Origin of the sequence: Sphingopyxis sp. C-1, from assembly GCF_001047015.1 — a bacterium.
Classification (GTDB): domain Bacteria; phylum Pseudomonadota; class Alphaproteobacteria; order Sphingomonadales; family Sphingomonadaceae; genus Sphingopyxis.
In genome coordinates this window covers 1778477-1804304 of the sequence record NZ_BBRO01000001.1, presented here as the reverse complement: position 1 = coordinate 1804304, position 25828 = coordinate 1778477, and the positions used below count along the sequence as shown (strand labels likewise).

The 25828-nt window shown below is 64.4% G+C and carries 22 protein-coding genes; 6 read left to right on the top strand and 16 right to left on the bottom strand.

The genetic code is table 11. From position 1 onward, the window contains the following. Positions 1 to 7: 7 nt before the first annotated feature. The 7 genes from folP to glmM all read right to left on the bottom strand — a co-directional run bounded on the left by folP (position 8) and on the right by glmM (position 6815). A complete protein-coding gene (gene folP / locus SC1_RS08290; protein WP_062179971.1) occupies positions 8 to 1138 on the bottom strand; it encodes a dihydropteroate synthase in 1131 nt (376 codons plus the stop codon). Further along, a complete protein-coding gene (locus SC1_RS08285; protein ID WP_062179967.1) occupies positions 1138 to 2277 on the bottom strand; it encodes a site-specific DNA-methyltransferase in 1140 nt (379 codons plus the stop codon). The genes folP and SC1_RS08285 overlap by 1 nt, the downstream gene beginning before the upstream one ends. A 218-nt stretch (positions 2278 to 2495) precedes the next feature. After that, positions 2496 to 3392, bottom strand: coding sequence for an oxidoreductase (locus SC1_RS08280; RefSeq protein ID WP_062179964.1), 897 nt, complete (start codon positions 3390 to 3392; stop codon positions 2496 to 2498). A gap of 26 nt (positions 3393 to 3418) precedes the next feature. Continuing rightward, the gene (locus tag SC1_RS08275) at positions 3419 to 3973 is read right to left on the bottom strand and encodes a ribonuclease HII (protein ID WP_062179961.1); all 555 of its coding nucleotides are present in this window, start codon (positions 3971 to 3973) and stop codon (positions 3419 to 3421) included. Beyond that, positions 3970 to 5112, bottom strand: a complete 1143-nt coding sequence (gene thiD, locus SC1_RS08270; protein WP_062179958.1) for a bifunctional hydroxymethylpyrimidine kinase/phosphomethylpyrimidine kinase — start codon at positions 5110 to 5112, stop codon at positions 3970 to 3972. Before thiD ends, SC1_RS08275 begins: the two co-directional genes overlap by 4 nt. A gap of 106 nt (positions 5113 to 5218) precedes the next feature. Next, positions 5219 to 5443 (bottom strand): DUF1272 domain-containing protein, encoded by a 225-nt coding sequence (locus SC1_RS08265; RefSeq protein ID WP_037510600.1) that lies wholly within the window; start codon positions 5441 to 5443, stop codon positions 5219 to 5221. A gap of 34 nt (positions 5444 to 5477) precedes the next feature. Next, positions 5478 to 6815 (bottom strand): phosphoglucosamine mutase, encoded by a 1338-nt coding sequence (glmM, locus tag SC1_RS08260; protein ID WP_062179955.1) that lies wholly within the window; start codon positions 6813 to 6815, stop codon positions 5478 to 5480. Positions 6816 to 6988: 173 nt separating this feature from the next. Here glmM and SC1_RS08255 point away from each other — a divergent pair, with 173 nt between their 5' ends. Both SC1_RS08255 and SC1_RS08250 read left to right on the top strand, forming a co-directional pair. Then, positions 6989 to 8242, top strand: a complete 1254-nt coding sequence (locus SC1_RS08255; protein WP_083435755.1) for a dicarboxylate/amino acid:cation symporter — start codon at positions 6989 to 6991, stop codon at positions 8240 to 8242. Next, positions 8239 to 9234: an aldo/keto reductase gene (locus SC1_RS08250; protein WP_062179953.1), complete on the top strand. Its 996-nt coding sequence runs from the start codon at positions 8239 to 8241 to the stop codon at positions 9232 to 9234. The genes SC1_RS08255 and SC1_RS08250 overlap by 4 nt, the downstream gene beginning before the upstream one ends. A 579-nt stretch (positions 9235 to 9813) precedes the next feature. Here SC1_RS08250 and SC1_RS08245 read toward each other — a convergent pair. From SC1_RS08245 to SC1_RS08225, 5 genes are all read right to left on the bottom strand, one after another. Continuing rightward, a complete protein-coding gene (locus SC1_RS08245; protein ID WP_062179950.1) occupies positions 9814 to 10350 on the bottom strand; it encodes a DUF1003 domain-containing protein in 537 nt (178 codons plus the stop codon). Between the two features lie 4 nt (positions 10351 to 10354). Beyond that, positions 10355 to 11056, bottom strand: coding sequence for an NnrU family protein (locus SC1_RS08240; protein WP_062179947.1), 702 nt, complete (start codon positions 11054 to 11056; stop codon positions 10355 to 10357). Positions 11057 to 11195: 139 nt separating this feature from the next. Beyond that, positions 11196 to 12497 (bottom strand): amidohydrolase family protein, encoded by a 1302-nt coding sequence (locus tag SC1_RS08235; protein WP_193749134.1) that lies wholly within the window; start codon positions 12495 to 12497, stop codon positions 11196 to 11198. Then, positions 12494 to 13900 carry an amidohydrolase gene (locus SC1_RS08230; protein ID WP_083435754.1) on the bottom strand — a complete coding sequence of 469 codons (1407 nt, stop codon included), beginning with the start codon at positions 13898 to 13900 and terminating at the stop codon, positions 12494 to 12496. The genes SC1_RS08235 and SC1_RS08230 overlap by 4 nt, the downstream gene beginning before the upstream one ends. A gap of 2 nt (positions 13901 to 13902) precedes the next feature. Continuing rightward, complete coding sequence (locus SC1_RS08225; RefSeq protein ID WP_062179944.1) at positions 13903 to 15486, bottom strand: peptide MFS transporter; 1584 nt, start codon at positions 15484 to 15486, stop codon at positions 13903 to 13905. Between the two features lie 183 nt (positions 15487 to 15669). Here SC1_RS08225 and SC1_RS08220 point away from each other — a divergent pair, with 183 nt between their 5' ends. Both SC1_RS08220 and SC1_RS08215 read left to right on the top strand, forming a co-directional pair. Further along, the gene (locus SC1_RS08220) at positions 15670 to 16251 is read left to right on the top strand and encodes a nitroreductase (protein ID WP_062179940.1); all 582 of its coding nucleotides are present in this window, start codon (positions 15670 to 15672) and stop codon (positions 16249 to 16251) included. 71 nt (positions 16252 to 16322) lie between these two features. Next, the gene (locus tag SC1_RS08215) at positions 16323 to 16670 is read left to right on the top strand and encodes a GntR family transcriptional regulator (protein ID WP_062179937.1); all 348 of its coding nucleotides are present in this window, start codon (positions 16323 to 16325) and stop codon (positions 16668 to 16670) included. 536 nt (positions 16671 to 17206) lie between these two features. Here the strand turns inward: SC1_RS08215 and SC1_RS08210 are convergent. Genes SC1_RS08210 through SC1_RS08195 form a run of 4 tightly spaced genes read right to left on the bottom strand, consistent with a single transcriptional unit; the run spans position 17207 to position 23927 of the window. After that, a complete protein-coding gene (locus tag SC1_RS08210) occupies positions 17207 to 19054 on the bottom strand; it encodes a tetratricopeptide repeat protein (protein WP_062179933.1) in 1848 nt (615 codons plus the stop codon). Next, complete coding sequence (gene prsR / locus SC1_RS08205) at positions 19055 to 20431, bottom strand: PEP-CTERM-box response regulator transcription factor (RefSeq protein WP_062179930.1); 1377 nt, start codon at positions 20429 to 20431, stop codon at positions 19055 to 19057. After that, entirely contained in the window at positions 20428 to 22536 is a 2109-nt protein-coding gene (gene prsK, locus SC1_RS08200) for an XrtA/PEP-CTERM system histidine kinase PrsK (protein WP_062179927.1), read from the bottom strand. The genes prsR and prsK overlap by 4 nt, the downstream gene beginning before the upstream one ends. A 2-nt stretch (positions 22537 to 22538) precedes the next feature. Further along, positions 22539 to 23927 carry a TIGR03013 family XrtA/PEP-CTERM system glycosyltransferase gene (locus SC1_RS08195; RefSeq protein ID WP_062179924.1) on the bottom strand — a complete coding sequence of 463 codons (1389 nt, stop codon included), beginning with the start codon at positions 23925 to 23927 and terminating at the stop codon, positions 22539 to 22541. A 125-nt stretch (positions 23928 to 24052) separates the two neighbouring features. On the opposite strand from SC1_RS08195, the gene SC1_RS08190 reads away from it, so the two are divergent. Both SC1_RS08190 and SC1_RS08185 read left to right on the top strand, forming a co-directional pair. After that, positions 24053 to 25078: a mannose-1-phosphate guanylyltransferase gene (locus SC1_RS08190; protein WP_083435909.1), complete on the top strand. Its 1026-nt coding sequence runs from the start codon at positions 24053 to 24055 to the stop codon at positions 25076 to 25078. A 39-nt stretch (positions 25079 to 25117) separates the two neighbouring features. Beyond that, positions 25118 to 25795 carry a helix-turn-helix domain-containing protein gene (locus tag SC1_RS08185; protein WP_062179918.1) on the top strand — a complete coding sequence of 226 codons (678 nt, stop codon included), beginning with the start codon at positions 25118 to 25120 and terminating at the stop codon, positions 25793 to 25795. Positions 25796 to 25828: the final 33 nt, after the last annotated feature.

Below are 25828 nucleotides of genomic sequence, written 5' to 3'. Positions count from 1 at the left end.
CTTTATGTCAGCCCGTCAGCGCCGCATCGCGCAGGCCGCGCCAGACGCGCAGCGCCTGTCGGTTTTCGGCGATGTCATGGACGCGCAGCAACTGCGCGCCCTGCGTCGCCGCCTGATAGTGGAGCGCCACGGTGCCGCCGAGCCGCTGGTCGGCGGCCGCCTCATTGTCGAGCGCGCCGATCATCCGCTTGCGGCTGGCGCCGAACAGGATCGGGCAGCCCAAGGTATGGAACAGCGCGAGCCCGTTGATCAGTGCCAGATTGTCGCCGACTCCCTTGCCGAACCCCAGCCCCGGATCGACGATGATCTTTGACCGGTCGACCCCGGCGGCAATGCACGCGGCCACGCGCTCGGCCAGCATGTCGTAAACATCGAACAGCACGTGCGCATAGGCGCCGCCCTCATGCGGATCGCTCTTGGCTGACGGCGCATGCATCAGCACGACCGGGCACCCAGCGTGCACGACCACTTCCATGGCACGATCATCGTGACGCAGCGCCGAAATATCGTTGACGATCCGCGCACCGGCGGCGAGCGCCGCCTCCATCACCGCAGCCTTGCGCGTATCGATCGACACGGCGACCCCGCCGCGCGCGAGCGCAGAGACGACGCCTTCGATACGCTTAATTTCGTCGCCTTCCCACACCACCGGGGCGCCGGGGCGCGTCGATTCACCCCCGACATCGATGATCGAGGCGCCCGCCGCGCCCATCGCAAACCCGGCCTCGGCAGCGGCGGCGACGTCGACATGCTTGCCGCCGTCCGAGAAGCTGTCGGGCGTGACGTTCAATATTCCCATGAGCTGCGGCTCATTCAGCCGGATCGTCCGCTCGCCCAGTTGCAGATTGCCGCGCGGCCGCACGACGCCGTCGCGCTGCGCCGTCGCCGATTGCGCCAGCCGGTCGGGCATCGCCGCGACCCAGGCATTCCATTCGGAAACCGGAACGATCGTCGATTCGACCGTCAGTCCGTCGCGCAGGCTGACATGCCAGGCGGCGAACCAGACCATCGTGTCGGCGATCCGCAGGCAATTGTCGTCGAGTTCGTGCGGCCGATCGACGAAGCAGGTCGGGCGGCAATAGATTTGCGCGTCCGCTGACGCGGCGCCGAGGTCGGGCTTGGTCAGCGGCTGGAACATCAGGCTTCGTTCGCCAGCAACCAATCCTGCCGTACCGCGTCGATCACGCGCAATTCCTTGCCATTGTCGACGTGCCAGAAGGTCCAGCCGTTGCAACTCGGCGCGCCTTGCAGGCTTGCACCGACCTTATGGATCGACCCCGCCGGCTGGCCGTCGCAATCGAGGCTGCCATCGACCCGCACTTTCGCCTTCCAGCGGCGCTTGGCGTCGGTCAGTACCGTTCCTGGTGCGATCATGCCGCATTCGACGAGCGTACCGAACGCGACGCGCGTCGCCGCCTTGGGCGCCATCATCGTCTTCACCGCGCTTTCATCGAGCGGCAGCGCCAGTTCGATGCGCTCCAGCGCGGCCGCGATATAATCATCCTCGCGCTCGATGCCGATGAAATGGCGGCCGAGGCGCTTTGCCACCGCGCCCGTCGTGCCGGTGCCGAAGAAGGGGTCGAGGACCACGTCGCCGGGGTTCGAACAGGCGAGCAGGATGCGATAGAGCAACGCTTCGGGCTTCTGCGTCGGATGGACTTTCGTGCCGCCCTTCTTCAGTCGCTCTTGACCGCCGCAGATCGGGATCAGCCAGTCCGAGCGCATCTGAAGCTCGTCGTTCAGTGTCTTCATCGCGCGATAATTGAACGTATAGCGTGACTTTTCGCCCATCGACGCCCAGATCAGCGTCTCATGCGCGTTGGTGAAGCGCGTGCCCTTGAAATTCGGCATCGGGTTCGCCTTGCGCCACACGATGTCGTTGAGGATCCAGTATCCATTGTCCTGCAGCGCGGTGCCGACGCGGAAAATATTGTGATAGCTGCCGATCACCCAGATGCTGCCGTTCGGCTTCAGGATGCGCTTCGCTTCCTTGAGCCAGGCGTGGGTGAAGCGATCGTAGGTCGCGAGGCTGTCGAACTTGTCCCAATCGTCGTCGACCGCATCGACCTGACTTCCGTCGGGACGCAGCAGATCGCCGCCGAGTTGGAGGTTATACGGCGGATCGGCGAAGATCATATCGACCGAAGCGGCGGGCAGGCTGCGCATCATTTCGACGCAATCGCCCTGCAAAATGCTGTCGAGCGGCAGGTCCGCGGGGTCTACCTTGGGCGTCCGCAGCTTCGCCGCCGGCGCCTTGACCCGTTCCATAACACCCATGCTTCACCCCGTTCCTTGCTCGTAAGAAGGCCCTGATGAGTCAGGCGGAGTCCGCCGTCAAGCGCAGGAGTCTAGGGATTCCGCCTCTCTAACTGGTTAACGCGAGGAGAACGAAACGAGTCTGCCACACCATATGGAGTCATCAGCGAATCGCAGACTCAACCACTGGTAGTGTGGCGGTGAGGACTCACTTCCGAAAAATTTTTTGCGGTGCGGGGTCAAAGCCCCGGATCGACCCCGGTCAATTCGATTGAACGCATCCAAAGCTCGCGTGCCAGCTTTGGATCGCGCGCGTCGCGAGTTGCGCGCGCGGGCCCCGAGCGTCCCGATATCTCACCAAGCCCCTGCGGCCCCAGATAGTCGCCGCCCTGGACGCGCGCGCCCGTTGCCGCCTGCAGCGTCGGCCAGGCACCCTGCGCTGCGCTGTTGAAAAAGGGGCCTGCAAGCGGCGTCATCGTGCGTAGCGGGAGCGGCAGGTGCCGGGTCAGTTCGGTGAGCGCCACCCCCGGGTGGCATCCGATCGCCTGCGTCGCTCGTCCTGCGGCGCTCAAACGACGGTCGAGTTCGAACATATGGAGCAGGTTCGCGAGCTTGCTCATCTGATAGCGCGCCCAATTATGATAGCTGCGCGACGCCGACAGATCGCTGTAATCCATCGCGCCGCTCTTGTGCGCGATACTGCCGGTGATGACGATCCGGTCGTCGACATGGCCGTGGACCAGCCCGGTGAAGGCGAAGGTGCCCAGGTGATTGACCCCGAATTGCAGCTCGAAACCCTGCTTCGTCAGCGTCCTCGGTGGGATCATCACCCCGGCATTGTTGATCAGCACATCGATCCGCGGACCCGAGAGCACGGCCTTCGCCGCATCGCGGACCTGGTCGAGATCGGCAAGATCGAGCGGCTGGAACGAAAGCTCAGCCTTTGGCACGTCGATCCAGATGCGGTTCATCGCGACCTCGGCCCTGTCCTCGTCGCGGCAGGCGAGGACCACATGTGCGCCGCGCGCTGCGAGGATTTTTGAGACTTCGAAACCGATCCCGGCATTGGCACCGGTGACAAGGAAAGTGCGGCCGGTCTGGACCGACACATCGTCGGCCGTAAATCCCCTGCTCATCCTTTTCCCCCCTTGGTTTCGGGTTTTCAGACCAGCTGCATTTGGGCGACCGGGGCAAAACTGGTCCGATGATGCGGCGTGGGGCCATGCTGCCGCAGCGCCGCAAGATGCTGGGCGGTACCATAACCCATGTTGGTTTCCCAGCCAAAGCCGGGGAAGTCGCGCGCCGCTGCCACCATGAAGCGGTCGCGATGTTCCTTCGCGATGATGCTCGCCGCCGAAATACAGGGGTGCAGCGCGTCGCCGCCTATGATCGCGCGCGCGGTATAGCGCCAGCGCGGCAGGCGGTTGCCGTCGACCAGCACCTCGGCGGGTTCGAACCCCAGCGCTTCGACCGCGCGCGTCATTGCGAGGAAGGTCGCCTGCAGGATGTTGATGCGGTCGATTTCCGCAACGCTCGCCTCGCCGACGCCCCAACGGCAGCGCGTCTTGATCTGCGCTTCGAGTTCGGCGCGGCGTTTTGCGGTTAGCTTCTTGCTGTCATCGAGACCATCGATGCCGCCTTCGCAGAGCAGCACCGCCGCCGCGACCACCGGGCCCGCCAGCGGCCCGCGCCCGGCTTCGTCAACGCCGACGATCATATGCGCCACGGCGGATAGCGCCGATATTCGGCGGCCTGATACAGGCACAGGCGATTGCCCGCGGGATCGGTCAGTCGCGCCTCGCGCCAGCCCCATTCCTCATCCTTCGGCATCTGGTCGAACCGGACGCCGCGCCGCGCCAGATACGCGACCCACGCGTCGAGCGCGCCGCTTTCCAGATAGGTCGTGGCACCGCCAGCCGCGCCGTCGCCGACATGGATCGACAAGGTAACGCCGTTCGCAGCCTCGAAGCGGGCATATCCATTGTCGGGACTATCGACGATCTGCTTCAACCCCATCTGCTTGTAGAAGGCGACTGATACCGCATAATCATTTGCGGGCAGCGTGACTTGGTTGAGCGCCGGGCCGGTGAACAGCCCGTCGTTACGCACATATTGCTGCCCCATCGGGCCATGCCCCTGCCCCAGCCCCGGTGCATCGTGCAGCGAAAGGCGCACGAAATCCCGCGCACGCGCGATCGCGGGCTCAAGCGGCATTCCCTGCGCCAGCCCCGTTGCGATCGCGCTCGCAAGCGTGCAGCCGGTGCCGTGGCTGTGCGGCGTGTCGATCCGTGGTGCTTCCCAGCGCGCAACCTCGCCCTCGCCCGTTTCGAGCAAACGGTCGATCACCGTCTCGCCCTCGGCATGGCCGCCCTTCACCAGCAGCGAACAGCCGTGTGCGAGCACCGCCTCCTCACCGCCAAGCGCATCGAGTTCGGGCAGGTTCGGCGTCGCGACCATCGCGCGGTTCAGCAACGCGCGAAACGCGTCGATTGTCGGCGCATCGGCGAGGACCGATCCGCTGGTGGCGACCATCACCGGATCGAATACAAGCGCAGCCTGCGCGAGGTCTGGCTGCGACAATCGTTCCGCCACCGCCGCAGCGGTTTCGGCGCTGCCGATCATGCCGATCTTGACCGCATCGACGCCGATGTCCGACGCGACGCTGTCGATCTGTTGCAAGGCCATCGCGGTCGGGACCGGATGGACGCCCTGCACCCCCAGCGTGTTCTGCGCGGTGATCGCGGTGATCGCGGTCATCGCATGGCCGCCGAGCATCGTGACCGCCTTGATGTCGGCCTGGATACCGGCGCCGCCGCCGCTGTCAGAACCTGCAATAATCAGGACGCGCGCGGTCATGGTTCATCAACATAAGGATCGTCACCCCGGACTTGATCCGGGGTCCATGATGCCAGGGCAGCGGAGGATGCCGGATCAAGCCCAGCATGACGAAAAAGGGAATTGGTCACCCCTTATGCTTTCGCTCCGTCGACGCGGGGAATTTGGCCAGCGCCGCGCCTTCGCGCAGCGGCCGGTCGAGCAGGTCGCCGCCGCAATTGGGGCAAATCTCGTCGAGCTTGTCTGCGCAGTTCGCGCAGAAGGTGCATTCGAACGAGCAGATGAAGGCCCCGTGAAGATTGGCGGGCAGATCGCGTCCGCATTTTTCGCAATCGGGTCGCATTTCAAGCATGATAAGTCTCTTTCGGTTCTAGAAAATCAAATGGCTATGCCGCCGCGGCGCGCACCGCGTCGCAGATCATGTCGACGACCTGCTCGACCTGTCCGGCATCGTCGCCCTCGGCCATCACGCGGATGAGCGGTTCGGTGCCGGACGGACGGATGACGAGACGCCCGCGCCCGTTGAGCGCCGCCTCGCCCTCGGCGATCGCCGCGATGACATGCTTGTCCTCGAGCGGCTTGCCGCTGGCAAAGCGGACATTCTTCAAAAGCTGCGGCACGGGATCGAACTGGTGGAGCAGATCGCTTGCCGGCTTGCCGCCGGCAACCAGCTCGGCAAGCACCTGCAGCGCCGCCAGCGTCCCGTCGCCGGTGGTCGCATGATCCGACAGGATCATATGCCCCGACTGTTCGCCGCCGACGTTGAAGCCGCCTTCCTTCATGCGTTCGAGCACATAGCGGTCACCGACCTTGGTGCGTTCGAGCCGCAACCCTTCGCCTTCGAGAAAGCGTTCGAGCCCGAGGTTCGACATCACCGTTGCGACGACCCCGCCGCCCTTTAAACGCCCTTGCCGTGCCCAGCTCGCTCCGATCAGTCCCATGATCTGGTCGCCGTCGACGATCGTCCCCTTTTCGTCGACGACGATCAGCCGGTCGGCATCGCCGTCGAGCGCAATGCCGATGTCGGCGCCGCTCGCAACCACAGTTTCCTGAAGCAAGGCGGGCGCGGTCGATCCGCATTTGTCATTGATGTTGGTGCCGTTGGGCTCGACCCCGATCGCGACGACGTCGGCGCCAAGCTCCCAGAACACCGTTGGCGCACTGTTGTAAGCCGCTCCGTTCGCGCAATCGAGCACGATGCGCAGCCCGTCGAGGCGGACCGATTCGGGCAGGCTCTGCTTGACCGCGTGGATATAGCGGCCGCGCGCATCGTCGATGCGCTTGGCGCGGCCGATATGCGCCACATCGGCGAGCTTTGGCTCGACGGTCAGCAGATGTTCGATCTGTGCCTCATCCTCGTCGGAGAGCTTGTAGCCGTCGGGGCCGAACAGCTTGATCCCATTGTCCTGATAGGGATTATGGCTCGCCGAAATCATCACGCCGAGGTCGGCGCGCATCGAGCGCGTCAGCATCGCGATCGCCGGGGTCGGCATTGGGCCGACCTGCACCACGTCCATGCCCACACTGGTGAAGCCGGCAACGAGCGCATTTTCGAGCATATAGCCCGACAAACGCGTGTCCTTGCCGATCACGACGCGATGCTTGTGTTCGCCGCGCAGAAAATGTGCGCCCGCCGCCATCCCGACGCGCATCGCGACCTCCGCGGTCATCGGCGCCCGGTTGGTCAGGCCGCGAATCCCGTCGGTTCCGAAAAACTTGCGCATGTTCCCTCTGCTACTTAAGCCAAGGCCGACAAAGCCTGCCCCGGCGTCCACGGGATGGCCCCCGCGGAGCATTTCCCGGCCCAAAAACCGGTTCCCGTTTGTTACGGGAGGTGCTCTAAGTCACCCTTATTTGCTTGGCAAGCAGGCCAGAAAAAACGCCGGGAGAATCCGCTTTGAAATCCGCTTGGTTCATTCTCTCGGCGCTTGTCGCTGGCATGTTGCTAGGGATCGCCGTCGAACTTGTTTCGCCCGCTGCGGGCACTGCGTCGCTTCCCTATATCGAACCGATCGGGCTGCTCTGGCTCAACGCGCTCAAGATGACGATCGTCCCGCTTGTCGTCGCGCTGCTCGTCACGGGTATCACCGCGACCGCCGATGCCGCGCGCGCAGGCAAGCTCGCCTTCCGCGCGGTGATGACCTTTCTGGGTGCGATCTTCCTGTCCGGGTTGATGACGCTGCTGCTCGCGCCCTTGCTGCTCCGCCTCTTCCCGCTGTCTCCCGGCGCCGCCGAAGCGCTGCGTCACGGACTTGGCGGCACGACCGAGGCAGGCCCATCGCCGACCTTCGGCGATTTCCTGTTGTCGCTCATTCCGACCAACCCGATCGCGGCGGCGGCAGACACGGCGATTCTGCCACTCATCGTCTTCACGACCATCTTTGCCTTCGCGATCACCAAGCTCGAGCCGCCGCAGCGCGCGACGCTGTCGGGGCTGTTCAAGGCGCTCGGCGATGCGATGCTGATCGTCATCGGCTGGATCCTCGCGCTCGCGCCTATCGGGGTTTTCGCGCTCGGCTATGCGCTTGCGGTCAAGGCGGGAGTCGCGGCGTTCGGTGGGCTTGTCCACTACGTGCTGATCCTGTCGGCGATCGGTGCCAGTTGCATTTTGCTCGGTCTGCTCCTCGCATGGCTTGTCGTCGGCATACCCCTCCCGCGCTTCGTCCGCGCGATGGTTCCGACGCTCGCGGTCGCGATCAGCACGCAAAGCTCGCTCGCAAGCCTGCCGGCGATGCTGAAGTCGTCGGAGGAACTCGGCGTCGATCCGAAAAAGGCCGACGTCGTCCTGCCGCTCGCGGTCGCGCTGTTCCGTTTCACCAGCCCCGCCATGAACCTTGCCGTTGTCGTCTATGTCGCGTGGCTGTTCGGCATCGAACTGACGCCTTGGGAAATGGCCGTCGGTCTCCTCGTCGCAATGGCGGCTGCGCTTTCCTCGGTCAGCCTGCCAGGCTCGATTAGCTTCGTGACGTCGATCGCCCCGATTGCGGTGTCGATGGGCGTTCCCGTCGCACCGCTCGGGCTGCTCGTCGCGGTCGAGACTTTCCCTGACATTTTCCGTACAATCGGCAATGTTATCGGCGACGTCGCTGCGACCAAATATGCCGCCGACGGCGTTGAAGGCGAGGCCCCTACCGTAGGAGAAACCGCATGAAATACCGCAAGCTCGGCCACGGCCTCGAAGTTTCGGCGATCGGCATCGGCTGCATGCCGATGATCAAGGGCGGCAATATCCTTTATGGCGAGGCCGCCGACCTCGACGAATCGACGCGCACGATCCACCGCGCGATCGACCTGGGCGTCACCTTTTTCGACACCGCGCAAATCTATGGCCCGTTCAGCAACGAGGAATTGCTGGGCGAGGCGATCAAGGGCAAGCGCGACGGGCTCGTCATCGCGACCAAATTCGGCTTCAAATTCGACGGCAGCCAGATCGTCGGCGTCGACGGCTCGCCCGCCAACGCCCGCGCCGCGTGCGAGGGTTCGCTCCAGCGGCTCGGCATCGACACGATCGACCTTTTCTACCAGCACCGCGTCGACCCGTCGGTTCCGATCGAGGAGACCGTCGGCGGCATGATGGAGCTGGTGAAGGAAGGCAAGGTGCGCCACATCGCGCTTTCCGAAGCCGGCGCCGACACGATCCGCCGCGCCGCCAAGGCTGCGCCGATCACCGCGCTGCAAAGCGAATATTCGATCTGGGAGCGCGATGTCGAGGACGACATCCTCGGCGCGTGCCGCGACAATGGCATCGGCTTCGTCCCCTATTCGCCGCTCGGCCGCGGCTTCCTCGCGGGCGCGGTGCGCAGCCGTGACGAGCTTCCGGAGAATGACTGGCGCCGAAACGACCCGCGTTATTCGGACGAAAACCTCCCCGCCAATCTTGCCATCGTCGATGCGATCGGCGCGGTCGCGGACAAGCATGGCGTATCAAAGGCGCAGGTAGCGCTCGCCTGGCTGCTCGCACAGGGCGACGACATCGTCCCCATTCCCGGCACCAAGCGCCGCGCGACGATGGAAGACAGCGTGGCCGCTGCCGAGGTCACGCTGACCACCGACGACCTCGCCGCAATCGATGCAGCCGCGCCCAAGGGCGGAACGAGCGGCCCGCGCTATGGCGAAATGGGGATGCGGATGGTGCGGCTTTAGGCACCCAGTCGGAGGGGCAGCTTTCGACCGGTTGCTGCCGTTGCAGGTGTGTGCCCCGGCGAAGGCCGGGGTCCAGAGCGCAACGAGCAGAGGTCGGCTCTCTGAAGCCCTGGGCCCCGGCCTTCGCCGGGGTGCGCAAATGGGAAACGACCGGTTGCCGACCAATCCTTTTTCGTCACCCCGGACTTGATCCGGGGTCCCGCTTGAGGCCGAAGTCAGTGAGCGCGTCAAAAAGCGGGATCCCGGGTCAAGCCCGGGATGACGGAAGTGGGGGGCGGGATGTCCGCTTCCCACCCCAAAACAGACATCACCTTCAAAATAGGCCTTTCCTACATTATCCGGCTATGCCAGCCTTCATCCGGCTCTTTCAATCGGTGAACAAAAAGGCGGTGGCTGCCTGGCTTGCGGGTTCGACCATGATCGGACGTGCCGCGCACATCCAGCACGCCGCGACTGGCAAATCGGGGCGCTCATAGGGCTGAACTTTACTGAACTTTGGAATATCCAGCCGGGCGATGTCCAAAGAGGGCAACGTCAGCTCACCACCCCAAAAACAGACATCAACTTCTGCCCTTTGCCTTAACCCTTAACCTCCATCCGCTCGCACAGCGCATCGACCTTTCCGGCCAACTCGTGAATCCGCATCTGATCGAGCTTCTCGTGCAGCCGCATGATCTCCAGCTCCGCGCGCAGGTTGATCTCGTAATCGAGCCCTGCCGCGATTCGATCCTTCGCCGACGCGCGGTTCTGGCTCATCATGATGATCGGCGCCTGGATCGCCGCGAGCGTCGAGAGCATCAGGTTTAGAAAAATGAAGGGATAGGGATCGAACGCCATCCCCCAGCGGGCAAGCACGTCCGAATTGAGCAGCATCCAGCCGAGCAGCACTGCGGTGAAGGCGATGATGAAACCCCATGAACCGCCCACCGCAGCGACACGATCGGACAGGCGCGCGCCGAAGCTCGCCTCGGCATCATCCAGGTCGGCAGCGTCGCGGCTGATCAGTCGCCGCTCGGCAATCGCATCGAGTACCCGAAGCTCGTCGGCGTCGAGTTCGTCGAGCGGCCGCCCAAGCAGGCGAAGCGACAGGTCTGCGGTCGTCGTTTTATCGTGCATTATATCAACCCATCCAGCGCCAGATTCCGGCCACCATATATCCAAGCGCGCCATGTGCCCATGTCGCGACAAGCCAAAGCACTATTCCACCGAACAGCGCGTGCGGCCGCGGAATCGTGTCGCCCCATGGCGCCGCCCCGCCGATCTGCCGCGCATAGGGCAGAAAGCTTGTCCGCGATGCCCAGCCGCGCCAGGCATCGCCCATCAGCCTTGCCTTCTTTGCATCCTGCCCCGCCGAACCGACGAGCGCGAGGAAGATGATGATCGCCGACAGAATGATCTGGCCAGGCGTCGGCATCACCAGCGCATGGGCAAAGGCCCACAGCGTGAAGCCCCACATCATCGGATGCCGCGTGATCGCAAACACCCCGCGCGGCGCAGCTTGCGCTGCCTTCGCGGCGCCCGGCGCCGGCATCGCGGGGTTGCCGATCAGCGACCCCATGAACAATATGCTCGCAAGCAGCACGATCAGCGAGGCCAGCATCCAGAGCGGATCGTCGACCGCCCATAAGGGCGGCTCGGCGGGCATTCCGCGCCACGCCTGCACCAGCAGGATGAAAGTCGCGATCGCGACGACCGAATAGACGATCTGGAACCCGCGCTCGCCCAGTCGGCCCGCGAGCCCGTCGCGCAAGGGATGCGACAAGGCAAGATGCGAGCCGACGAACAACACGCCGGTGACGATCAAAAGCGACATGGGCTGCATGGCCAATCCCTCCTTACCGCCGACGGCCACGCGGACGGCATGGCGACTCGCGGCGTCATGCCGGCACCATCTGCCACCAAGGTAACAGTGTCAACATAGAGGCGAGGAGCAAGGCAGGCGCTGCCGCGCCTGCCCGTCCTTATCTGTCGTAAGCCTTGGGCAACGCCCCTTCCTGCGGCGTCCGATACCGATCGCGCAGACGATCCTGCCGCGTCGTCAGCGACTGTGCCTTGCCGTCGATCCAGACCGCCGTCGGGCGGCTGCCGAGTTCGAGCGGGTCGTTGTCCCAGATCACGACGTCGCCGGCGCGGCCCGGACGCAGCGAACCGATGCTGCCTTCCATACCGACAGCCCGCGCGGGAACGCTGCTGATCGATGCGAAGGCCTGATCCCACGTCATCCCGCTCGCCCCCGGTACGCGCGCAAGGCCGACGAGATTGCCCGCATATTGCGTCGCATAGCCCATCTTGTGCGCGTCATCGTCGTCGAACACGCCGACCGACACATCGACGCCCGCAGCCTTGAGCCGGCCCGCGTTCGACTGCGTCGCGCCGAGCTGTTCGAAAGTGCCAGGCAAATCGGTGAGCGGCGAGACGAGCACCGGCACCTTTGCCGCCGCGATTTCGCGCGCGACGAGCCAGCCCTCGGTGACCCCAACGAGCACCAGCTTCAATGCCGGAAACTCCTGCCTGAGCTTGATGACGTTTACGATATCGGCAGCGCGATCGACGCGCACGAACAGCGGCGTCGTACCGTCGATCACGCGCACCAGCGCATCAGCATCGGCGCGCTGGATCATCGCGTCATTTCCCCATTCGGCGAGCGACGCGGGATTGCGGGCATAGCTGCGCGCCGCCAGCAATTGCTCGCGGAACAGCAGGAAGGTTGCCGCCCGACTGCCGCCGGCCTTCGCCGAACCATCCTCACCGAACGCGACATATTGCAGCGCACGCGGCTTCGTCACCATGTCCATATCGTCGGCCAGGTCGACGACCGCGCCTTGGCCCGCGAACAGATTGCTGCTGCCGCCCGGCGCGACGATCGCGCGGGTCACGCCCGACGCGCGGTTCACCGCGACGGGAGATCCCATCGGATTCAGCGCTGGCGCGATGTCGAGCCCCGCCGAAAAGCGCGTGCGCGGCGCCGACCGGTCGTTGGTGCCGGTGACGGCATCGACCTCGGTCAGCCCGACGCGGCTGAACGCCGCGACGATACCCGGAGTCACATAACGCCCCTGCGCGTCGACGCGCTCGACGCCAGCGGGCACGGCAACACCCGCGCCCGCGGCGACGACCTTGCCGCCGCGCACGACGACGGTGCCGCCCTCGATGGGCGCGCTGCCGTCGCCGATGACGAGCTTGGCATTGACGATCGCGACATCCTGCGCCGCGGCCGGAACGGCGATCAGTGCCGCGGCGGAAAGAAGAAGCGCGCGGATCATTTCACGTCTCCTTCGCCCGGCTGGCCCAGCTCGAAATCGCTCACCGGACGCCGTTTCGGATCTTTCGCGTCGAACATCAAAGCGCCGTCGATCCAAACTTTTTCTGGCCGCGTATAGGCGCTGAACGGATTGCCGTTCCACAGCACGACGTCGGCCATCTTGCCCGGCTTCAGGCTGCCGGTCCTGTCGGCGATACCGAGCGCCTTCGCCGGGTTATACGACAGCCAGGTCCACGCCTGTTCGTCGCTGACGTCGATCCCGATGCGGCGGCCGGAAGCGCGCGCTTTCGCGGCTTCCTGATTCAGACGCTGGATCTGGTTCGCATCGTCCGAATGGACGATCGTGCAGGCACCCGCCTTATAGACGAGGGGGATATTCTCGTTCACGCTGTCATAGGCTTCCATCTTGAAGCCCCACCAGTCGGCCCACATCGCCGAACAAATGCCTTCCTTCGCGAGAATATCTGCGATCTTGTAGCTTTCGACCGCATGGTGAAAGGTCGACACCTTGTAGCCGAATTCCTTCGACATATCGATCACCAGCGCCATCTCGTCGGCGCGATAGCAGTGATTGTGGACGAGGATTTCGCCCGACAGCACGCCCGCGAGCGTTTCCATCGCGAGGTCGCGGTCGACGGCTTTCCCTTCATCCATCTTCTTCTTATAGGCTGCGGCCTTCTGCCAGGTCGCGCGGTTCACCGCGAAATTGCCCATGCGGGTCGAGGGCATCCGCCCCTTGCCGCCATAGACGCGCTTCGGATTCTCACCACACGCCATTTTCAGGCCATAGGGCGCGCCAGGGAACTTCATCCCCTGCACCGTGCGCGACGGCACATTTTTGAGCGTGATCGAGCGGCCGCCCATCAGGTTCGCGCTGCCCGGAAGTATCTGAAGCGCCGTCACGCCGCCATTGGCGAGCGCGCGGCTGAAACCCGGGTCCTGCGGCCAGACGCTATGTTCGGACCAGACTTCGGGCGTCGTCGGCGACGTCGCCTCATTTCCATCCGAATGCGCGTCGACGCCGGGTGAAGGATAGTCGCCAAGGTGGCTGTGTATGTCGATGACGCCGGGGGTGAGGAACTTGCCCGTGCCGTCGATGACGTCGGCGTCGGTCGGCAGTTCCATGTCGGGCCCACCGATCCGGTCGACCTTACCGCTCGTCATCACGATCGAACCATTGTCGATCCGCCCGCCCTCGCCGTCAAAGATGGTGACACCCTTCACCACCGTCAGGCGGGTCGGATATCCCTTGTACGTCGACGGATAGGGATCCTTGTTGAACTTCACCGGCTTATCGGCGGGCTTGTCGCTCGCCGAAGCCACGTCTCCACCACCGCTCGCCGCGCAACCGACGAGCGCCAGCGACACTGCAGCCAGCAGGCTGCCCTTCACACCCCGGATCATTATTACGCCCCTTTGGTTTCGGGATGGATACCCGCAGCCTGCGCCTCACCGATTTCATTCTCGCCGGCCAGCCCATCGGCATCGCGCAGCGTGTCGAGATGCATCAGCTTCTTGATCAACGGCGACACGACGATGACAAGCACACCAAAGCCGATCGCCCACAGGCCGATCGTCTGGTAGACATCGAGAACCAGCGCCTTGCCCGCGCCTTCGCCGCTCGCCTTTTCAGACCCCGTCGCCGACGCAATCAGGCCGGCGGCGAAATTGCCGGTCGCCGATGCGAAGAACCAGGTTCCCATGATCAGGCTCGCCATATGCGCCGGCGCCAGCCGGTTCATCGCGCTGAGGCCGACGGGCGAAAGGCAGAGTTCGCCCATCGTGTGGAGAAGGTAGATCAGGAAGATGAAGAGGACCGGCGTCGCATTGTCCATGCCCACCGCTTCGGCACCCCATTTCAGGACGAAGAAGCCTAGCCCGAGTTGAAGCATGGCAAAGCCGAACTTAACCGGCGCCGATGGCTCCATGTTGCGGCGGCCAAGCCATGTCCACAGGCCCGCGAAGAGCGGGGCCAGGAGCACGATATAGATCGCGTTGACCGACTGGAACACCGACGCCGGCACGCCGCCACGGTCGACATAACGGTCGGTGAAAAGATTGAGCGACGAACCGGCCTGTTCGAACAGGGCCCAGAAGAGGATCGAGCCCATGATGAGGAACATCGCGGCAAAGATGCGGTCGCGGTCTTCGGCGGGCAGCTTGATCACCGCGGTACCGATGACATAGGCGATCAGGATCGCGCCGGCCACGCCAAGGAGCGTGCCGACCAGCGCCTGATTCTGCACCAGCCACCAGCAAACGCCGACGGCGACGAGGCCGACCAGATAAAGCACCCATTCGAACTTCAGCCCGAACTTCTTCTCATTCAGCAGCGCCGGATTTTCAGGCTCGCCACGGCCGAGCAGCAGCGGCTTGAACACGACAAAAACGATCAGGCCGGCAAGCATGCCGAAGCCCGCGGCGCCGAAGCCATAGGCCCAGCCATAGACTTCGCCGAGATAGCCGCAGAGCAGCGAACCGAGCGCCGCGCCAAGGTTAATCCCCATGTAGAAGATGGTGTAGGCACCGTCGCGGCGCACGTCGGTGCGCGGATAAAGCTGGCCGACGATCACCGAGATATTGGCCTTCAGGAAGCCCGAACCGACGATGATAAAGGCAAGCGCGAGCCAAAAGATATTGAGGCTCGCCGCATCCTGACCGCCAGAACCTTCGAAACCCATCAGGAAATGGCCGAATGTCAGCAATATGGCGCCGTATAGCACCGCCTTTCGCTGCCCAAGCCAGCGGTCGGCCAGATAGCCGCCGAGCACCGGGGTGATGTAGACAAGCGCGGTATAGGCACCATAGATGACACCCGATTCCCCGTCCGAAAACAGCCAGTGCTTGGTCAGGTAGAAAATCAGGAGAGCGCGCATCCCATAATAGGAAAAACGCTCCCACATTTCAGCGAAAAACAGGACAAACAGGCCCTTCGGGTGGCCGAGGAACGTCCCGGCGGCATCCCCGTGCTGGGCATAGGCTTTGGTCATGGCGACCCTTCCCTGGTTATGGTTATAGGCCCCGAAAACGAGGCAGATGGCCGTAACACTAGCGTCAAAATTGCGTATGGGAAGAATCTAATTGCGCGTGAAACCATCACGATCGGGCCGAAATTTATTGCGAATGGTTCGCAACACTTGCGCAAACCTGCATGAAAGGCCACATGCCGCACCATGTTCAACGACACCTCCTCGCTCCTCGCCCATCTCGCCACCCGCCGTTCGGGCAAGGCGCGCGACATGATCGCGCCCGGCCCCGGCGCCGCGCAGCTTCACGATATCATCGCGCTCGCGCTGCGCACCCCCGACCATGGAAAACTGGCACCCTGGCGCATCGTCACAGTCGCCGACAATCAGCGCGAGGCCTTTGCCGAGCTGCTCAAAAAGGCGTGGGTGGCCGAAAATCCCGGCGCCGCGGGCATGGACCTCTCGGCGCTCGACCAGTTCGCGCATCAGGCGCCGACCTTGCTCGTCCTGCTCTCCACGCCGATTCCGGGCAGCAAGATTCCCGTTTGGGAGCAGCAGATGTCGGCGGGCGCAGTCGGGATGAACCTGCTCCACGCCGCACACGCACACGGTTTCGTCGGCAGTTGGCTGACCGGCTGGGCCGCCTATAGTGCCGAAGTCGCTGCGGCGTTCGGCGCGAGTGAAGACGACACGATCGTCGGCTACTTCTTTCTGGGAACCCCGGCGCGCGAACTCGATGAACGCCCTCGCCCCGAATATGACGATGTTGTTCGGCCATGGGAAATTTAGTTTCGTCTATCGGACTGAATTTGTAATTAGTCGCATTTGACTGTGCTGCTGTCTTATGGCATTAAGGCGGCATGCTCGATCAGTCAAAACCCGTGTACCAGCGCCTGCGCGATGTCATCGCGAACGCCATCCTCGACGGCACTTTCCGCGACGGCGACATGCTACCGTCGGTCCGGTCGCTCGCGGCCGAGGAAGGCGCCAATCCGCTGACAGTGGCCAAGGCGTATCAGACGTTTCAGGACGAAGGGCTGGTCACGGTCAAACGTGGGGTCGGCATGTTCGTCGCCGAAGGCGCGACCGAGCGCCTGCGCGACCTGATGCGCGCCGATTTCCTCGCCAATGTCTGGCCGCCCGTCGCGCAACAGATGCGCCGCATCGGCCTCGACGCAAGAGCCTTGCTCGATCTGACCGAGGCGTAACACCGCTTTTCCGTTTAGGGGCGGTGAGCTGTCGTTGCCCTCTTTGGACATCGCCCGGCTGGATATTCCAAAGTTCAGGAAAGTTCAGCCCTGTGAGCACCCCGATTTGCAAGTCGCGGAGTGCCTGATGTGCGCGGCACGTCCGATCATGGCCGCACCCGCAATTCGGGCAGCGACCACCTTTTTATTCACCGAATGAAAGAGCCGGATGAAGGCTGGCACGGTCGGATAATGTAGGAAAGACCTTTTTTAAGGCGATGTCGGTTTTGGCACGGTGAGTTGTCGTTCGTCCCGCATCTTCGTCACCCCGGACTTGATCCGGGATCCATGACGATGGTGCGGCTATGGATCCCGGATCAAGTCCGGGATGACGAAGAAAGATAGGGGGCTTTTGGTCGATACCCACCTTTATCATCCCGGGCTTGACCCGGGATCCCGCTTTTTGACGCGCTCACTGATGTCGAGATCAAGCGGGACCCCGGATCAAGTTCGGGGTGACGACGGGCAACGATCGGTCGTCAGCCGACATCCGCCGCCTACTGCCCGATTTGCGCCGCCTTGTCGCGCAGGTCTGCCGCCGCCTGCTTGCTGCCGCGGCGCTCCAGCAGGTCGGCGTAAAATTCCATGATCCCCGCGTTGAGCGGTTGCAGTCGATAAGCGCGATCGATCAGCGGCAGCGCGCGGTCGTCGTCGCCCTTCGCCGCCCACGCCCGCGCGAGTTCGCGCAGGACCACGACGTCGCGATCGCCGATACGGCTGCGGACATGGTCGAAATGCGCGATTGCCTCGTCCCAATGTTCGATGTCCATCGCGAGATGGCCGGATAGTCGGTCGGCGGCGATGCTCGACGGCTGGCTGTTTCGCAGGGCGAGGATCGCGGCGCCCGACCCGGCCGCATCGCCGGCGCGAAACAGCGCATTGGCGAGCCGCAGCGTCGTCCGCTCGCCCGCGTCGAGATCGCGCGCGGCGCGATAGGCCTGCACGGCAAGCTCGTACCGCCCGCCGGCGAGGGCCGCGTCGCCGAGCAAGATATGCGCATCGGCGACGCCGCGGTTCGCGTCGCGAAGCTGCGTCGCGCGCGCAATCGCACGCGCGCTGTTCCCGCTCGCGAGGTCGGCCGCGATCGCGGGGATCGCCTTGGCGGGGTTGAGCGGCTCGGCGTTGGCCGCCATCGTCAGCAGGCCATAATCATCGTCGGCGGCAAAGGGCACCGCTTCGCCCGGCGCCAGCGCCGCCGCGCGTCCCTGATAGTCCGCCGATTCGATCCGCCGGCCGAGTTCGGCCGCAGAGCGCGCCGCGAGCAGCAAAGACCAGCTATCGGCGTCGGGGCGCCGGACCAGCGGCAGCAGGGCCTCGAGCGCGGCATCGGCGTCGCCGTCGGCCCATTCGGCCGCCGCAAGAATGCGCCGCGCCGTGAAATTCTCGGGCTGCTCAGCCAGCAGGCGGTCGGCCCATGTCGCCGCGACCGCCTCTCCGCCGAGTTCGAGCTCGACGACCGCACTCAACAGCATGAACGACGGTTGTTCGTCGAGTTCACCGCGCGTGCGCTGAAGCAGGCTGCGCGCGAGCGGATAATTGTCGGCGCGCGCCGCCAGCACGGCTTGCAGATAGAACAGGCGCGGGTCGCGCGGGACAATCGTCGCCGCATGGCGCAGCGCAGTCAGCATATCGCGATACCGACCGAGGTCGCCGAGCGTCGCCGCCTGCTCGATCAACGCATCTTCATTGTCGGGGTCGGCGGTCAGTGCCCTTTCATACCAGTCGAGCGACGCCTTCAGCCCCTCCTCGGTCCGCACGAGATTGGCCTTGAATGCCAGCGCCGCGCTGTTCGCCTTGTCGAGCTCGATCGCATAGTCGACCGCGTCGCGCGCGCCGAGCACATCGGCGTTGGCGTCGCGAAAGCGCGCGACGTCGACCCATAGCGCCGAATTGCGCGGCAATTCATGCACCGCGCGGTCATAAGCTTCGCGCGCCGCAGTCAGATCGCCATTGCTCAAATGCACGTCGCCCGCGACCCACGCCGCTTCGCCGATCATCTCGGGAATGACCGGCCCGTCGTCGAGCGTCTGGAGCGCGCGGCTCCCCTCGCCCTGCATTGCATAGGAACGGGCCAGCAACGGACGCAGCGCGGCCTCCTTGGCGCCAGCCTCCAACGCGCCCTTGACCGCCGCTTCGGCCCCCACGCCGTCGCCCAGCCGGATCGCGACGCGCGCCAGTTCGACGCGCTCGGCGATGACCGCCGGATCGCTCGCGATCGCGCTCTGAAGCGCGGCCCGGCGTTCCTCGAGCGCCTTGCGCGGCGCGGCAGACGAACCGCCCCCGCACGCTCCGAGCAGCAGCGCCGCCAGCAGCAGCGCGCCCGTCCAGACGCGGCGCAAATCCATTCAGGCCTGCATCCGATACTGTTTGAGCAGGTCATAGAGCGTCGGGCGACTGATCCCGAGCAGCTTGGCCGCCGCCGAGATATTGCCCTCGCTCTGCGTCATCGCGCGGCGGATCGCGACGCGGTCGGCCGCCTCGCGCGCGCTGCGCAGGTTAAGCCACGCCTCCTCACCCTCATCACCGCCGCCGGCGAGATCGAGATCCTCGCGCATCACCAGCTTGCCGTCGGCCATGATCACCGCGCGCTTGATGCGGTTTTCCAGTTCGCGGACGTTGCCGGGCCAGCGGCCCTCGTCGATCGCCTGCAGCGCGTCGGGGGCAAAGCCGCGCACCCCAGGGTTCATCTCGGGCGCATATTGATGGAGGAAATGCCGCGCGAGCAGCACCGCATCGCCCGGCCGTTCGGCGAGCGACGGGATTTTCACCACCATCTCGGCGAGGCGGTAGTAAAGATCGTCGCGAAAGCTCTGTTCGGCGATCATCGCGTCAAGATCGCGATGCGTTGCGCACACGATCCTGGTGTCGACCGCGATCGCCTTCCGCCCGCCGATCCGCTCGATCGTCCGTTCCTGCAGGAAGCGGAGCAACTTGACCTGCAGCGGCAGCGGAATATCGCCGACCTCGTCGAGGAAGAGCGTGCCGCCATGCGCCAGTTCGATCTTGCCCTCGGTCGTTTTGACCGCCCCGGTGAACGCGCCCTTCTCATGCCCGAACAATTCACTTTCGAGCAGATTCTCCGGGATCGCCGCGCAATTGATCGCGACGAACGCTCCGTCGCGCCGCGCGCTCGCCTCATGCAGGCCGCGCGCAAGCAGTTCTTTGCCGGTGCCGCTCGCACCGAGCAGCATGACGCTGACATCAAGGTTCGCGACACGTTCGATCGTGCGCGTAACCTTCTGCATCTCGGGCGCGCCGGTAATCATCCCGCCGAGGACGCGATTGTCGCTCGTCCCCTGACTGGCCAACCGCGCATTCTCGACCTCCAACTCGCGCACATGAAAGGCGCGGCGGACGATCAGCCCCAGTTCGTCGATGTCGATCGGCTTCTTGTAGAAATCCCATGCGCCGCTCGCGATCGCGGTCAACGCGCTCGCGCGCTCGCCATGTCCCGATACGACGATCACCTTGGTGTCGGGTTTGATCTCCAGAATGGTTTGCAGCGTGCGAAAGCCCTCGCGCGTCCCGTCGGGATCGGGCGGCAGGCCGAGGTCGAGCGTCACCACATCGGGCTCCTCAGCACGCAGCAACTCGATCGCCGCGTCATGATCGCCCGCGACGAGCACCTGACAATCCTCATACGCCCATTTGAGCTGAGCCTGCAGCCCCGGATCGTCTTCGATCACCAGCAATTTGCGCAGATTGGCCCCGCTGTCGTTCATTTCGATCCCATTTTCATCACGCGGGCATCGCCCCCCATATCCTCGCGCGCATCGGCGAGCGGCAGCCACAATGTGAAGCTGCTCCCCTTGCCCGGCTCGCTTTCGACCTCAATCGCGCCGCCCATCGCCTGCGCGATCTGCAGCGCTTCGAACGCGCCAAGCCCAAATCCCGAATCCTTCGTCGACACAAAGGGCTTGAAAAGTTCGTCGCGGATGAACTCGCGCGTCATGCCACAGCCCTGATCGATGACATCAACACGCACCCGCCCTTGCTCGGCCACCGCGATGACCTGCACCGGCGTGTCCGGGTCCGACGCGTCGATCGCATTGCTGACGAGATGCTGGACGATCTGCCGGATCGCCCCCGCATCGGCCCATGCGGACAATCCCGCCTGACAGCCGACGAACAACCCACGGCGCGGACGCATCTCCGCGGCAATTTCGTTCAGCACCGGCTCGACCAAGGTCCGTCCCGCTTCCGCCGCCGGCCCGCGCTCACGTGGAGACAAACGGACGAGCAGGTCCGACAGTCGTCCGGCGGAAATCTTCAGCGTCTCGATCATGTCGGCGCGAAAATCCGGCTTGTCGGCATGACGCTCGGCGTTGCGCGCGAGCAGGCCGATCTGGCTCGCCAGATTCTTGATGTCGTGCATGATGAAGGCAAAGCGGCGGTTGAATTCGTCGAAACGCCGCGCCTCCGACAAGGCTTGCTGACTCTGCGATTCTGCAAGATAACTCGCCGCCTGTTGCCCGGCGATGCGCAGCACGTCGAGATCCTCCCAATCGAGCGCGCGCGAAACAGCAGGTCGATGCAAGACGACGACCGCGATCATCCGCTGGAAATGCAGCACCGGTACCATGACCCATGCGCGCGTGTCCGCGATCAGCCATTCCGGAATGGCGAGGTCAGCCCCTGCCTGCCCCCGCCGCTCGGCATCGAGGTCGACGATATGCTGTGTTTCCTGCAGCATGAAGGCCGAACGCAGAGAGAGTGTTGCATCCTCACTCCCACGATCCGGCCAGTGCCATTGCTCGGCGATACGAAAACCGCTGGCTGCACCCGGCAGCATCAACAGCGCGCCTGGGCTTCCGGTCAGTTCGGCCAGCGCCTTGGCGACGCGGCGATACAGATTGCGATCATCCTCGCCGCCGCCTTGTGCCAGCGTCGCCGTGAAACGCATCCATTCGGCGCGATAGTCATAACGATGCTCGAAGAAATGTTTGGAAATCATCACCGACAGCCACGCGCGCGAACGCGACGAAGCGAGCATCAGGCCACCGGCACCGATCGCGACGACCAACGAGATCGCCTGCGCCAGTTCGGCATAATCGCCGCCGACAACACGCGCGATGGCGCCCGTCAGTGCGATCACGATCAGATAGGCGGCCGCGCCCAGCAAGATCAGCGTGCGGGTGGCGGCGGTACGCGACAGGCGCATCCGCTCGCGCCCGATATCCAGTGCGGCGACGATATAGACGGGCAGGATCAGCAGCGCGATCGCCGGAAGCAGGGCAATCAGCATTGATGCTATTTCGCCGGTCAGTGCGCCGATCAGTTGGACGTTAAGCTCATAGGCCCACAGCATCGCAAAGCCGCCGGCGACCGCCATGACCGGCATCCGTTGGCCCGCGCTTGCATGGCGCACGCCGCCATCGATGACGAGCAGTCCGCCGATTGCGACGATCAGGGTCGCAAAGATCAGGGTCGGCGCCATCCAGGGCTCAGCGGCCGCACCTGCCCGCAAATGCGCCGCGGCGCCAAGCAGAAAGGTCAGCACGCAGATCGTCGTGAGCATCCGCAAAATAAGGCGCAGGGGCCGCGAGATCGGTGCTCGCGGAGACCAGAAGGTCGCACCGATCCAGCCGAGCATTGCGATGTCGCGCAACGCCTGAACGACCAGCGACTGCGACGAGCCCGCTCCGAAAAGTGCCAGAGCACCGCACCACGATGCCGTCGCCGCAGCCGCCAGCGTCAGCAGGCGTGGCGCCGGCATCAGTGCTGCCATCCGCGAGCGCGATCGCGTCAGGAGCCAAAGCGTGACACCGGAATAACATGCCAGCGCAAGGGCCGACAGGATCTGGGACAGGCCCGCGAGCGTGCTCACCGCTAGCGCGCCCCCTCCGGCCACAGCACGACGCGAACCGTCTGGAGCAGGATCAAAAGGTCGAGGAAGGGCGAGTAGTTCTTCGCGTAATAGAGATCATACTCTAGCTTCACGCGCGCATCCTCGACAGAGGCGCCATAAGGATAGTTGATCTGCGCCCAGCCGGTCAGTCCGGGCTTCACCATGTGGCGTTCGGCATAATAGGGCAGCTTCTTTTCGAGTTCCTCGACGAAGCTCGGCCGTTCGGGGCGCGGGCCGACAAAGCTCATGTCACCCTTCAGCACGCACCAGGTTTGCGGCAGTTCATCGATACGCAACTTGCGGATGATGCGGCCCACGCGCGTGACGCGCGGGTCGTTCTCGCTGGCCCACACCGCCTTGCCCGACGCTTCGGCATCGGTACGCATCGAGCGGATCTTGAAGATGTCATAGGGCTCGCCGAACATCCCGACCCGGGGCTGGCGGTAAAAAACCGGCCCACGACTGTCGAGTATCACGGCGATCCCCGCAACGACGATCAGCGGCAGGCCGACAACCAGAACCAGCAGGCTGGCAACGATGTCGAACAATCGCTTGCCGACTTTCGAAATCCGCTGTCCTGCCGAAAAGCCGTCGGAAAATATCAGCCCGCTCGGGTTGGTCGTCGCCAGATCGACGCGTCCCGTCTCGCGCTCGATGAAGCTCGCGATGTCGTTGACGTGGACGCCCGTCGTCTTGACGCGCAGCAAGTCGTTCAGCGGCAGCGCATTGCGACGCTCTTCCAGCGCAAGAACGACTTCGCCGGCGCGAAGCGCAACGACATGATCGGACAGATTGGCGATATCGTCGCGCGGAACTGCTCCAGCCACCGTCTTTTCCGCGGCGCTCATCGCGATGAAGCCGACCATCTCTAGCCCGCTTCCGGGGGTGTCGGCCAGAGCCGCCAGCCGAGCCGCACGCGGCCCGGCGCCGAGCACCAATATGCGGCGGCGAAATGCTTCCGTGCCCGACGATTGCGTGAGCGCGAGGCGGATGACGAACAGGACGGCGATGGCAAAGATCATCGCGTACAGGCTGTTGGCGCGCCACAGCGTCGCCGTCGGCAGCAGGAAACCGAGCACCGAGAGGAAAATCACCCCAAGCGAAATCGCGGCGAGCAGGCGCGCGGTCGCGAAACGCATCGAGCGCAGCCCTTCGTTGCCGTACATCCCGGTCGCCATCATCGCGAGCGAATTGGCAAGACCAAAGGTCAGCAGCGGCAGCCAGCGGCTGACCAGCGGCCCGGCGTCGAAACCCGCCTGATGCGCGTAAAGGTGCCATGCCCCCTCGGCCGATCCGAGCAGCGCGAAGAATTCGATCAACGCCAGCCATACGACAGCGTGCGGAACATAATGTTTAAACAGCCGAAACATGGGGGACCTTTCGCACTCGATACTATCGCCGAGGCGTCAACTGTCGGTTAATTTTACACTCGCTATATCGCGAATGACAAGGTGACCAGCCGCATTCAACAGGATAGACCGGAGGTATGACGCTGATGATCCAGCCTGTTATCCTGTGCGGCGGCGCCGGCACGCGCCTTTGGCCCGAATCGCGCGGTACCCGCGCGAAACAATTTCTTCTGCTTCACGGCCAGCGCAGCCTGTTCCGACAAACCGTGGAGCGCACTCCGGCGGGCGCCAATTTCATGCCGCCCATAATATTGTGCGGCGACGGGCATGTGGCGATGGTCCGCGAACAGATGAGCGACCGCGAGGAATCGCTGCTCGTCGAGCCAATGCCGCGCAACACGGCCGCGGCAATTGCACTCGCCGTCGCACGGGCAGACGCCGACACCTTGCTGCTCGTTATGCCAAGCGATCACGTCATCGCCGATGTTGACGCTTTTCACGCGGCGATCGGCAAGGGCGTGCGGCTCGCGCAACAGGACTGGCTTGTCACCTTCGGCATCACTCCCGACAGCCCCGAAACCGGCTTCGGCTATATCGCCGCCGGGCGCCCGCTTGGCGAAGATGGTTTTGCGGTCGACAGATTTGTCGAAAAACCCCCGCTCGCCGACGCGGAAGCGATGCTCGCAGCCGGCGGATACAGTTGGAATGCCGGGATATTTCTCTTCCGCGCGGCACGGATGCGCGACGCGATGCTGACGCATTGCCGCCCGATCTTCGAAGCGGCCGACCGGGCCATCGCCGCGGGGATGAACGACGGCGACGCGCTCTACGCCGACGCGATCGAGTTCGCAAAGGCGCCTTCCGATTCGATCGATTATGCGGTGATGGAAAAGGATGATCGCGTCGCGGTCGTCCCCGTTGCAATGGGCTGGTCCGACCTCGGCTGCTGGCACACGATCCACGCGCTCGCCGACAAGGACGATGCCGACAATGCCGTCACCGGCGATGCATTTCTCCACGAAAGCCGCGGCAACCTGGTCCGCGCGGGCGACAAGCGCGTCTCGATCCTCGGCATGGACAATATCGCGGTGATCGTCGACGGTGACGACATATTGGTCATCCCACTCGAACGCTCGCAAGAGGTTCGTGCGGCGGCCAAGGCGCGCGAATAGGCGGTCATGGGAGGATTTTCCTGCTTCGCAGAAGCGCCTTTGGGCCTGCTCGATCACGGTCCGGGCGAACTTCGCGATCGTCATTGCCACGACGATGCCTTTGTCGCGGTCGTGCTTGAGGGCGGCTATCAGGAAGCCGGTGACGAAGGGCGCTGGAACGTCCGTCCGGGCGACGCCCTGATCCATCATGCGTTCGAATCGCACCTCGACCGCTTCGAAGCAAAGGGTGCGCGCGTGCTGGTTCTCGCGCTGCCCGCCGAACTCGCTGCGACGCCGGCCGTGCGCGGCCGCGTCGCGGATCCCGATCGCCTCGTCCGCCTCGCCGAGCGCGACGCCTGTGCCGCATCAGCCCATTTCGCCGAGATGTTCGTCGCCGCCGGGTCTGCGGCGCTCGACTGGCCCGACCTGCTCGCCGACGATCTTCGCCGCCTCGCACCCTTCACGCTCGCGGACTGGGCCGAGCAGAAAGGCGTCCGCCCCGAGACACTCAGCCGCGGCTTCCGCGCGGCCTATGGTTGCACACCGAAATCCTATCGCGCCGACGTCCGCGCCCGCGCCGCGCTCGCCGCGGCTCGACTTGGCAACGAGTCGTTCGCCGACATCGCGCACCGCCTGCATTTCACCGATCAGGCGCATATGACCCATGCGGTCGCGCGGCTGACCGGGGCTAGCCCCGGTTGGTGGCGGCGACGTCAAATGGATACAAGACAACGCTGACCCGGCGCCGTTATACTCCACCAATACACACTA